Genomic DNA, 12,256 nt, shown 5'->3' with positions numbered 1-12,256 from the left:
CACCACGGCCCGCAGGTACTGACGTCCCTCGGGCCCGTCCAGCAGCAGGGCGGTGCTGGTGCCCCGACCGTTCCCGGCGAACACGCCGGCGGGGGTCGTGCCGGCCAGCCACGCCTCCAGGCTCGCCGCCAGGCCACCAGCGTCGTCGGCGACGACGGCGAGCCGCTCGGAGAACATGTCCCGACCGGTCTGCAACGTGTAGGCCAGTGCGGCCGGATCGAGGCGCTCGGTGCCGTGCATCCAGCGGGCGAGCCGCTCGGCATAGCCGCGCAGCCGGTCGGCGCTGCGCGCCGACAGCACGAACAGGTACGGGCCGGGGCGACCGACCGCCGGCTCCGGCCGGTACTCCTCCAACACCAGGTGCGCGTTGACCCCGCCGAGACCGAACGAGCTGACTCCGGCACGCAGTGGCGCGTCGGCGCCGTCGGATGTCCTGACCCGGCGCCACGGCTCGCGGTCACGCAGGACCCGCAGCGGGCTGCCGTCGAGGCGCAGGTGCGGGTTGAGCGTCTCCAGGTGCAGGTTTCCGGGGAGTTCCTGGTGCCGCATCGCCAGCAGCACCTTGATCAGCCCGGTGACGCCCGCGGCCGCTTCGAGGTGGCCCGTGTTGCTCTTCACCGCGCCGAGTGCGACGTGCTGCCCCGCGGCCGCGACGCCGTGATCGGCGTACAGCTGGGTGAATGCCGCCTTCAGCCCCTCGACCTCGACCGGATCGCCCAGCTCGGTGCCGGTGCCGTGGGTCTCCACATAGGTGACGGTCCGCGGGTCCACGCCGGCCCGGCGATGTGCCTTCACGATGCAGGCGGCCTGGGCCACCGGATTCGGCGCGGTCAGCGAGTTGGTGCGGCCGCCGTGGTTCACCGCACTGCCCCGCAGCACCGCGTGGATGACGTCGCCGTCGGCGATCGCCGCGCCCAGTCGCTTCAGCACCACCATCCCGGCGCCTTCGGCCCGGACGATGCCGTTGGCCCTGGCGTCGAAGGTCCGGCAGCGGCCGTCCGGGCTCAACATGTCGGCCTGGCTCATGTCGACGAACAGCGTCGGCGACGCGATCACGTTCACGCCGCCGGCCAGCGCGACCTCGCACTCTCCCCGGAGGATCGCGTCGGCGGCGCGGTGTACGGCGACGAGCGAGGACGAGCAGGCGGTGTCGATGGTCTCGCTCGGACCGTGCAGGTCCAACAGGTAGGACACGCGGTTGGTCAGGATGGCGTGTGCCCGGCCGACGGTGTTGTACCCGTCGAGTGGCACACCCAGGGCGTGCTGCAACTCGAAGTAGTCGTACGTGCTGCTGCCGATGAAGACACCCGTGTCGGTGCCGGCGAGGGCGGAGGGGCGGATGCCGGCGTCCTCGATCGCCGTCCACGCCGCCTCCAGCACCAGCCGGTGTTGCGGATCCATCGCCACGGCCTCGGTGGGTGAGATGCCGAAGAAGTGTGGGTCGAACAAATCCACCCGGCGCATGAAACCGCCCCAGCGGGCCGTGGTGCGGAACTGGCCCGGCTCCGGGTCGCCGTGTATGCGCCGCCAGTCCCACCGGTCCGCCGGGATCTCGGTGACCAGGTCGTCCCCGGCCACGAGATGGGCCCAGAACTCGGCCAGGTCGTCGGAGCCCGGCAGCATCCCGGCCATCCCGACGATCGCGACGGCGTCCGGGGTGTCGCCGGTGCCCGGCACGGAAGGCGGTACCGACCGGCGCGGTGCCGGTGGTGCCGGTGGTGCCGGTGGTGCCGCTGGTGGCGGTGGTGCCGCTGGTGGCGGTGGTGGTGGCGATGGTGGCGCGGTCTGCTTGGCGGGTGGCGCCTGGCGGTGCCGGATAGCGAGGGTGGGGCCGTACTCCTGAACGATCTTGGTCACGAGGTCGCCGGCGGTGGCCACGCCGAAGAACGCCGCCGGCGTCACGCCGAGGTCCCAGCGCACGTTCACCTGGTGGCTGAGCTTCGTGTACATGATCGAGTCGAAGCCGACCCGGCCAAGTTCGTCGTCCGGCGCCAGCTCACCCACCCGCAGCCCCGCCACCTCGTGCATCAACGCCAGCAGGTCCGCGGTCATGGCCTCGCGCCAGGGCGTCTCCCCGGGCGCGTCCTCCCCGGCCGGCGTCGACACACCGATGCCGGCCAGCGCGCCGTCCGTACCCGACACCACTGCCACCTGAACCTCCTGCTGGCCGAGCGCGACGGTCAATGCCTCGATTCCCGTCCGTGGTGGGAGCGGGTGAAGACCGGCCGCGGTCAGCCGGTCCCGGTGCTGCTCGGTGAGCGCCGAGCCGGCCCAGGGCCCCCAGTTCAGGACCCGGACCGGATAGGGCAACCGGGCCGCGAGCGCGTGCCCGATCGAATCCTGGGCGGTACAGGCGGCGGCGTACGCGGCCTGGCCGGGATTGCCGAGAAACGACTGGAGCGAGGAGAACACCGCCAGGAAGTCCAGTTGGCGTACGCCCAGCGCGTCGGCGAGTGCCAGGGTGGTCCGGGTCTTCGCGGCCAGGCCCTCGGCGAACCAGCTCTCGTCCAGGGCCGCCAACGACCGGTCCCGGGGCACGGTGACCGAATGCACCACCCCGTGGATGACACCCACCCGGTCGAACACCGCCCGGAGCTGGGCCGCGTCGGCGGCGTCGGCCCGATGGAAGTCCACCAGCGTGCCCGACGGGTCGAGATCGCTGATCCGGGCGGCTCTGGCCCCGTCCGGGCGGGAACGACCGACGAGGACCACCCGGGCACGGTGCTCGCGGACGAGGTACTCGGCCACGTCCAGGCCCACGTCGCCGGTGCCACCGACCAGCACGTAGGTGCCGCCGTCGCGAAACGCGGGAAGCGGCCCCGCCTCGTCGTCGAGCGGTCGCAGTATCCGCCGGTACCAGCGACCCGACCGCAGCGCGTAGTCGCCGGGGGTGGCGACCGACACGGTGGTGGGATCGTCGGCACCGACGTCGACCGCGCTGACCCGCCACCGCTCGCACTCCCGGCGGGTGGACTTCACCAGTCCGTGCGCGGCTGCGGACACCGGGTCGGTGATCGGGCCGTCCACCGGGACGGCGTTTCTCGTCACGACGGTCACCGACACCTCGCCCGCGCCAGCCGGCCGCGCCTGTAGGTGCTTGATGACCCGGAACAGATCGAGGACGGCCGGCTCTCCGCCGGTGACCACCGCGTGCACCACGGTGGGCGTGGGCAGGGAGTCGAGCGGCGCGGACGTGACCCGATGGACGTCGGCCGCCGGGTAGTCGTCGACGCCGAGCACCCACACGGGTCCGGTGGCCGGCGGGCGTACGGCGATGTCTCCGATCGGCTGCCAGCGGGGCGCGTACCGCCGGACCGGCGCCGCGGGCGCGGGTTGTGCCGGGGGACGCTGATCGATCCAACACCGGCGCCGCTCGAACGGATAGGTGGGCAGCGCGACCAGCGAGCCGCTGCCCGACCAGTCGACCGAGTGTCCCGCCACCCACCGGTCGGCCACCGTGGGGCCGCCGGGACGGGCCAGCGCGGGATGGTCCACACCGTCGATCGCCGCACCCAGGGCTGCGACGAGTACGTCCCGGTCGCCGGCGGTCACCGCCAGCCGTACGGTCATCGCGTCCCGGCCGTGCTGCATGGTGTACGCCACATCCGCCAGCTCGGCCGGCTGTGCCAGGTGGGCGCGCAGCGCGGTCGCGTAGCGACGCAGTGCCTCCGGTGTCCTGGCCGACAGCGGAAACACCCACGGACCGGCCGACGGTGATCGGGACGGTGCCGGTGCCGGTGCCTCTTCCAGCACGATGTGGGCGTTCACGCCGCCGTACCCGAAGGAGCTGACCCCCGCGCGGCGCGGGCCACCCGCCGGGCGCAGCCAGGGGGTGGCTTCCCGGACCAGGTGGAACGGGCTGCCTGCCAGACGCAGGTGCGGATTCGCCTCGGTGAGACCCGCCAGGGGTGGCAGGACGCCGTGCCGGATCGCCAGCAACACCTTGAGCACCCCGGCGATGCCAGCGGCGGACTCCAGGTGCCCGATGTTCGCCTTGACCGCCCCCAGTCCGCAGAACGGCTCGTCGGGCAGCGGGGTACCCCCACGACGCGCGAGTTCGTCGAAGGCCAGCCGCAGGCCGTTGATCTCCACCGGGTCGCCGAGCTCGGTTCCGGTGCCATGTGTCTCCACATAGCCCACGGTCGCCGGATCGACGCCGGCACGTTCGTAGGCGCGTACGATCATCGCCGCCTGTCCGGCCGGGTTGGGCGCGGTCAGCGACCGCGCCCGGCCACCGTGGTTGACGGCGGTGCCGCGCAGCAGGGCACGGACCCGGTGCCGGCCGGCACGGCTCGCCCTGGTCAGGACGACCAGGCCCAGGCCCTCGCCCCGGACGAAGCCGTCCGCGCGGGCGTCGAACGACTGGCACCGACCGGACGGGCTGAGCATTCCGGTGCGGCTGAGCAACAGATGGTTGTGTGGCGACAGGATCAGGTTCACCCCACCGGCAACCGCGATGTCACACTCCCCCGCGCGGATCGCCTCTGCGGCACGGTGGAGCGCCACCAGGGAGCTGGAACATCCGGTGACCACCGGCTCGCTCGGTCCGTGCAGGTCGAGCAGGTAGGAGACGCGGTTGACCAGGATGGTGGGCGAGGTCGCGGTGGCCGCGTGGGCGTCGATCGGGACGTCGGCCGCGCGCCGCAGTTCGTCGTAGTCGCTGGATCCGGCACCGACGAACAGGCCGACGTCGGTGCCCGCGAGCGTGCCGGGCGCGAGGCCCGCGTCCTCCAGCGCCGCCCATACCCCTTGCAGCAGCAGACGTTGCTGGGGGTCCATGCCGTTGGCCTCTTCCGGCGAGATCCCGAAGAACAGCGGGTCGAACATCTCGACGTCGGTGATGAACCCGCCACGGCGGGCGTGCACGTCGCCGGGCAGCGAGCGCCAGTCCCACCGGTCCACCGGCACGTCGGTGACCAGGTCGTCGCCGGCCACCAGATGCGCCCAGAAGTCCTCCAGGTCACGACTGCCGGGCAGGCTGCCGGCCACGCCGATCACCGCGATCGGGTCGTCGGTGGAAGGCCGCGGGGCCGGTGCCGGCTGGTCGGGGGTCGCGGGAGGCTCCGCCGGCACCGGTACGCCGGCCACGTACCGGGTGTGGAGACGGTCGGCGTAGTCCTGTTCGAGACGACCGATCAGTGCCCGCAGGGTGGCCGTCTCGTAGAACAACGCCGGTGTCACGTCGAAGCCGAACGTGTCGTTCAGTCGTCCGGCGAGCAGGCTGTAACTCACCGAGTCGAAGCCGTAGTCCCCGATCTCGGTGTCGAGGTCGAGTTCCCCGACGGGGATCCCCGAGGCGGCGGAGGTCAGGCCCAGAATCTCGGTGGTGAACGAGGGGCCACCCCGGGCCACGGGGGCTGGGCGCGCCGCCGTGGCCACGACGACGTGCTGGAAGTTCCCGGCGGTCAGGTCGCTACCCGGCAGCGCGACGACGCGGTCGTACCCGGAATCGGTCAGTACGGCGTTCCAGCCCGCCACGTTCAGCAGGGGTGACCCGGGCAGCCTCAGGTGTGCGTCGCTGTGCGCCCACCAACCGTCGAACAGGCCGTAGGTCACCGTGGCCGCCAGGGTGACGGTGGTCAGCTCGTTGAGCAACACCTCGCCCCCGGTACGCAGCACGGCGCGCAGGTGTCGGACGGCGCGGCCCACGTCCGACGTCGCGTGCAGGACGTTCGCCCCGACCGCGAGGTCGAACCCGTCCGCGGGAAAGCCCTGGGCGACGAGATCGCTGTCGAGGTCCAGCCGCTTGAACCGCACGAACGGATACCGCGAACCGAACTCCCGCTGACCGTGGGCCAGGAACGCCACCGACAGGTCGGTGTACCAGTATTCGAGGTGCTCGCCGTGGTGGGCCAGTGCCCGGAGCAGCCCTGCGGACGTACCGCCGGTGCCGGCGCCGACCTCCAGGACACGGATCCGGTCGCCGGGCCCCAGCTCCGGCCGACGCCGCTCGACGTGCTCTACGAGCCGCGCGGTGAGGATGTCGTTGTAGAGGTCGCTGATGGGGTTGCCCCGGTACACCCCCTCCATCAGCGACGTGCCGGAGGCGGGGAAGAGCAGGTCGGTGGCGAGCAGGTCACCGCGCAGCAGGTCCGGATAGCGGTCGAGGCAGCGGCTCAGCAGCCGGATGAACACCGCGGCGGCGGGGTGGGTCGCGGCCAGGTCGTCGAGACGCCGGGCGTGGCCATCGGCGAGTGCCTCGGCCAGCGCGGCGGGGCCCGGCCGCAGACGTCCGCCGCTGATGGCGACCGTACCGGCCTCGGCGAGCATGGTGAGCAGGGTGGACAGCAGCCGCTCGTACCGGGGGACGACGCCGACGCGGCGGGCGATCTCGGCGACGTCCGGATCGGGCCCGTGCCACGCTCCCATCCGATCCAGCAGTGCCAGCAACGCTCCGCGCGCGATGGCCGTCATCTGCTCGTCGACGGCGTGGAAGTCCCCGACGACCCGCAGGTCCGTGCTGCTGAGCAAACCGTCGGTGGGCGTCACGGCCGGTGCCTTCCTTTCGCTGGGGGCCATCCGTTCCCGGAGCGCGGCCGTGCCCGGCACCACGACGACCTGGCTGGCGGGCCGGCGCAGCGCGTCCGCCAAGGCGGTGAAGCCGGTCTCGGGGGTGATGGAGTGGAATCCCGCCGCGATGAGGTCGGCCCGGTACCTCTCGGTGGAGACCGAGCCGACCGTGCCCCAGAAGCCCCAGTTGATGACGCGGACCGGGTACGGCAGGCGGTCGTCGAGTGCGTGGGCGTACGCATCGAGGAAGGTGGACCCCGCCGCGTAGTTGCCGAGACCGGGGTCGCCCAGGAACGACTGGGCGGAGGAGAAGAGAAGCAGGAAGTCCAGGCTCCGCCCACCGAGCGCGTCGACAATGGCGGCGGCCACCCCGGACTTGGCCGCCAGGCTCTCGCCGAGGTCGTCGTCGGAGAGGTTGCGGACCAGCCGGTCCCGCTGGACCATCGCCGCGTGCACGATCCCGTGCACCTGGCCGACCTCGTCAAGCGCCGCCCGCAGCTGCCGGCTGTCGGTGGCGTCGGCTCGCAGGTACCGGATCCCACCGGCGGTGGCGACGTCCGGGCGCTCGCGCCGACCGATCAGCACGACCTCCGCAGCCCAGTCGGCGGCGAGGTGCCGGGCCAACGCCAGGCCGATCCCGCCCGCACCACCGATGATCACGTACCGGCCGCCGCGGCGCAGGAGGCCCGGCCCGTCGGCGGCCGGGGCCGGGCGCAGCACCTGACGGTGGCGGGTCGTCCCGGCGTACGCGACGCGGGTTCCCCGCTGTCCCACGGTCACCAGGTCGGCGGAGAGGTACGCCGGATCGAGGTCGACGGTCGCGACGGACCAGCGCGGATGCTCGTTCTCCAGCACCCGGGCGAAACCGACGACCCCGGCCACGTACGGATCGGTGACCCGGCGGCCCGGTGCCGGCATGGCGCCGGCGGTCACCAGGACCCAGTCGAGTTCGGTCAGGTGGGCCCAGCGGCGGGCATAGCCGGCCAGGGCGCGAACGCCGGTCGCCTCGCCGCTTGCGACGCGCGCGGCCTCGGACTCTCCGATCGTCCCGGGCCCGGCCAGGAGGTACACCACGCGTGGATCGCTCGTGATCGGGGTGCCGAGTTCGGCGAGAAGCGCGTCGTGGTGCCGGCCGGCGAGTTCGGCCGCCAGGCCGGCCCATGAGGGCGTATGGAGCACCACGATCGGGCCGTTCGACGGCACCGGCGCGGGCGGCGGTGCACAGGTCTCCCATGACGCGGTGTCCGGGACCGCGGTCGGGTGCCGCACCGGCGTCGCCGGGGAGCCCGTGTCGACCCAGCAGCGCACCCGGGCGAATGGGTAGCCCGGCAGGGCGACCTTGCGCCGGTGGCCCCGGTGCAGCTCACGCCAGTTCGGCGCGGCACCGGCCACCCATGCCCGGGCCAGGGCGTACGGGTCGGTCGTATCCCCGGCGACCGCGGTGGTGCGCCCCGTGACCGTTCCCCGGTACGCCCCCACCTCGGCGCCGTCCAGGAAGCCGCGCAGCGCCCGCCGCAGTTCCTCGACGTCGCTCGCCACCACCGCGAGCCGCTCGCCCATGGGTTCACGACCAACCTGGGTGGTGTACGCGATGTCCGCCAGTCGGATGTCCGCTCCGGGTCGGGGCGGGAGCGCCGCGGCGAGGGAGGAGAGGCTGGACTGGGCGTTCACCTGTGGTGACCGGTCGGCGCGCCCGTCGGTGAGCACGAGGGTCAGCCTGCGGAGGTCGTCGGCGTCCAGGCCGAGTTCGTCGAGTGGGGCCTCCGGGTCGGCGTCGGCGAGTCCGGCGAGTTCCGCCAGCTCCGCCACCCGGTCGGACGCCGGCAGCTCCAGCTCCGCGTAGCGTTCGGCCAGTGCGCGCAGGGCCTGCGGCGTACGCGCGGAGAGCAGCACCACCTGTGGCCCGGCGATGATCCCGTCGGCCACCGTCGGCTGCGGGAACTCCTCGACGATGACGTGGGCGTTGCTGCCCCCGGCACCGAACGCGCTGACGCCGGCCCGCCGAAGTGTCCCCGCTTCGGCGGCCCACGGTGTGACCTGCCGCTGAACGCTCAACCGCGCCGTGTCCCAGTCGATCGCCTCGTTCGCCGGCTCCGCGTGCAGTGACGGGACCAGGGTGCGGTGACGTAGCTGGAGCAGTACCTTCGTCAGCCCGGCGATCCCCGCGGCGGACTCAAGGTGGCCGATCCCGGACTTGACCGATCCCAGCCGGCATTGCCCGGCGCCGAAGACCTGGCTCAGTGCCGAGACCTCGACGGGATCGCCGAGTGCCGTGCCGGTGCCGTGCGCCTCCAGGTAGCTGACCGACGCCGGGTCGACGTCCGCCCGGTGCAGCGCCCGCCGGACCACGTCCGCCTGTGCCGCCGGGTGGGGTACGAAGAAGCCGCTGGCCCGTCCACCGTGGTTGACCGCACTGCCCTTGACCACCGCGAGCACCCGGTCGCCGTCGTCGAGTGCCCGCGCCAGCGGCTTGAGCACGACGGCTCCGACGCCCTCGCCGGGCACGTACCCGTCGCCGCCCGCGCCGAAGGCCCGGCACCGGCCGTCCGACGAGACGAATCCGACCTGGCTGAGGTGCAGGTACTTGTACGGGTGGACGATCACGTTCACGCCGCCCGCCAGCGCCAGCTCGCATTCCCCGGACCGCAGGCTCTCGCAGGCCAGGTGCAGTGCGGTCAGGGAGGACGAGCACATCGTGTCGAGCGCCAGGCTGGGCCCGCGCGCGTCCAGGAAGTAGGAGACCCGGTTCGCGACCGCCGACGAGAAGGACGTCGGCAGTACCGGCAACCGGTCCTCGGCGCCGAGACCCAGCATCTGGTACTGGGTGAACATCACCCCGGCGAAGACTCCCACCGCCCGGCCGGCGATGTCGGCCCGGGTGAGCCCGGCGTCCTCCACCGCGTGCCACGAGGTCTGCAAGAACAGCCGTTCCTGCGGGTCCATGGCCTCGGCCTCGCGTGGCGTGATGCGGAAGAACCCGGGATCGAACTCGTCGATCCCGTCCAGGAAGCCACCCCACTTGCTGTACGACCGGCCAGGGGTGCGGGACGGCTCGTAGAAGCCGGCCATCGTCCAGCGCTCCGCCGGGATCTCGGTGACGCAGTCCCGCCCCGCAAGCAGGTTCGCCCAGAATTCGTCCAGGTCCCCGGCCATCGGGTAGCGCCCGGCGACGCCGATGACCGCGATGTCCCCGCCGGACGGTCCCCGGCCGCCGGCGCTCACCGACGGCACGGCCTCGGCCGACACGCGGCCAGAAGGCACAGACTCGGCCGACACCGGGACAGAAGGCACAGACTCGGCCGGCGCTAGGCCCAGTGCCTCGCGGGTCCGGTCCGGGTCGCCGTGCAGCACGACGATCTCGGAGCCGCGGCGGCTCCGGACGGCCTCGAACACCGCGAGACCGGCGGCCGTCGGCAGCGGGAGCTGACCCTGGCCACGGAACATCGCCGCCGTCGCGGCATCGGTACGCATGCCACCGTCGGCCCAGAGCGGCCAGGCGATCGAGGTGAAGCCGCGCTCGCGGGCGCAGGCGTCGAGGAAGGCGTTCGCCGCCGCGTAGTCCGCCTGCCCCACGTTTCCCGCGACGCCGGTCACCGAGGAGAACGCGACGAAGAAGTTGAGATCGAGATGCTGGGTCGCGTCGTGGAGCAGGAGCGTGCCCCGCACCTTGGGTGCCAGCACCGCCGCCAGGTCCGCGGGGGACTTCCCGGGTAGCAGGCCGTCCCTGAGCACGCCGGCCGCGTGCACCACCCCGTTCAGTCTGCCGTGCCGGGCGACGATCCCGGTGATCAGCGCCCGTACGTCGGACGGCACCGTGATGTCGGCCCGGACGAACTCCGCGTCCAGCGGCTCCGGCGGCGGGGTACGCCCGGCGAGCACGACCGTCGCACCCTGCGCGGTCAACGACGCGGCCAGGGACCGGCCGAGGCCACCGGCCCCGCCGACGATCAGGTAGGTGCCGTCGAGCCGCGCCGACGGCGTACCGTCGAGGTTCACGCTGCGGTAGCGGCGGACGTACCGCCCACCCGCGTGCCGCACCCACGCCTCGCCTTCGGCCGCGAGCTCCGCGAGCAACGCCCGGGGGTCGGGGTCACCGGCGCACTCCACGGCGGTCACCGCGAGTCGGGGCTGTTCCAGGCGTATGGTGCGGGCCATCCCCGCCACGGCGGCGGCGACCAGCGGCTCCGACACGTGCACGATCGGCACCGGCGTGTCCAGCAGGACCTGTGCGAGGGCGAGCACCTCGCCGCAGGCCGACTCCACAGCCTCGGACGTGTTCCGGCCGACCGCTTGCCCGATGTGCACGACCGCCTCGGGTCGGCCGTCGAGATCGGCGAGGAGCGCTCGGAGATCGCCGCTGTCGCCGGGGCGGAGTTCGTAGTCGTGGTGACCCAGTCGCCGGAAGGCCGGGCCGCGCCGCACGGTGATCTGGCCCGGCAGCAGCCGGAGATCGCCGATCACCAGCAGGGACGCGACCGGCGGTACGGCCGGTCGGGGGGTCGCCTGCCAGACGCCGGTCAGGCACGTCGTCGTCGGTGGCGGGTCCGCCCGCCGCGCGGCGATGCTCGTGCTGCCGTTCCGTCCCTCGGGAAGCAGTTCCAGGAGGTGAGCCGCGACCGCGTCGACGGTCGGGTACTCGAACAGCAGGGTGGGGTAGAGCGTCACATTCCACCGTTGCTCGAACGACCGGACCAGCGCGAGCAGATGCGTCGACTCCAGACCGAGTTCGTAGAAGCCGCGGTCGCCCTCCACCTCCAGGCCCTGGTCGTCCGCAACCCGCCGGACCAGCGCGACGATCTCCGTCCGGACGGCCGCGAGGTCACCGGCCGGGTCCGCCGCTGGCGGAGCCGGCACGGAATCGGGTACGGGCGGAGGCGTCGGCGTCGTGAGCCGGGTGATCGCCGAGGTGGAACGGACTCGTTTGAGGACCAGTCCCACGAACTGGGCGGCCGGCGCGCCCGACCGGTCGTACAGGTCTATGTCCGCCTTCACGATGTCGGCGGCCGGCCCGGCCGGTGCGAGCCTCAGCTCGACGGTGCAGGCATCGCCAAGTGGCCGGACGGCGCGGAAGGACTCGATGTGCAACGGGATCAGGGGGCGGCCGTCGGCATCGACACCGGCGAACGCCAGCGCGTAAGCCTGCATGGTCGAGCCGTCGAGCAGGGCCGGATGCAGCAGGAAATCCTCCACCGTGGCGCGAGCCTCGTCGCCGAGCTCAAGCTCCGCCCGTACCCGATCCGTCGTGACCTGCATGGTGCCGAGGCACCGCATGAACGTCCGATGTTCGATCCCCGCCGATCGGCCGGTCGTGTAGACCTCGGCGATGTCGCGTGACGCCGTGGCCGTCACCGGGCGCGGCGAACCGGTGAGCGTTCGGGCATCGGTCCGTACGGTGGCCCGCAGATGCGTGGTTTCCGTATCGTCGAGCGGGGCCCCGCCGTGCACGCGCCGGCTCGTCGCCGTGACGCGGAAGACGGCGCTGTCCGGCTCAACCAGGACGACCAGCTCACGGTCGAACGTCTCGGTGGTCACCACCGGCTCGACGAAGAACACATCGGTCAGCTCCGTACGGTCCAGCGGGAATCCGCTGTCGTCGAGCAGGCGGTACACGATGTCGAGGAAGGTCACACCCGGCAGGGTGCGCACCCCGTAGACCCGATGATCGTCGACGATCGGGTTGTCTCTGGTCAGCTGAAGGACGCAGCGAACGGCCGGACGTTCCACGTGTTCTCTCCCGTTGGTGGCG

The 12,256-nt window shown here is 72.7% G+C and carries 1 protein-coding gene (cut by a window edge); it reads right to left on the bottom strand.

The features are described 5' to 3' along the window. Positions 1–12,234, bottom strand: the 5' portion of a protein-coding gene (locus OG792_RS14850) for an SDR family NAD(P)-dependent oxidoreductase (protein WP_329110174.1). Its footprint begins 678 nt before the window's first position; 12,234 of the gene's 12,912 nt are visible here — the first part of the coding sequence; the start codon lies at positions 12,232–12,234; its stop codon lies off the left edge, out of view. Positions 12,235–12,256 lie beyond the last annotated feature (22 nt).

The organism is Micromonospora sp. NBC_01699, from assembly GCF_036250065.1.
Taxonomy (GTDB): Bacteria; Actinomycetota; Actinomycetes; order Mycobacteriales; family Micromonosporaceae; genus Micromonospora_G.
This window is presented reverse-complemented; position numbering and strand designations above follow the sequence as displayed.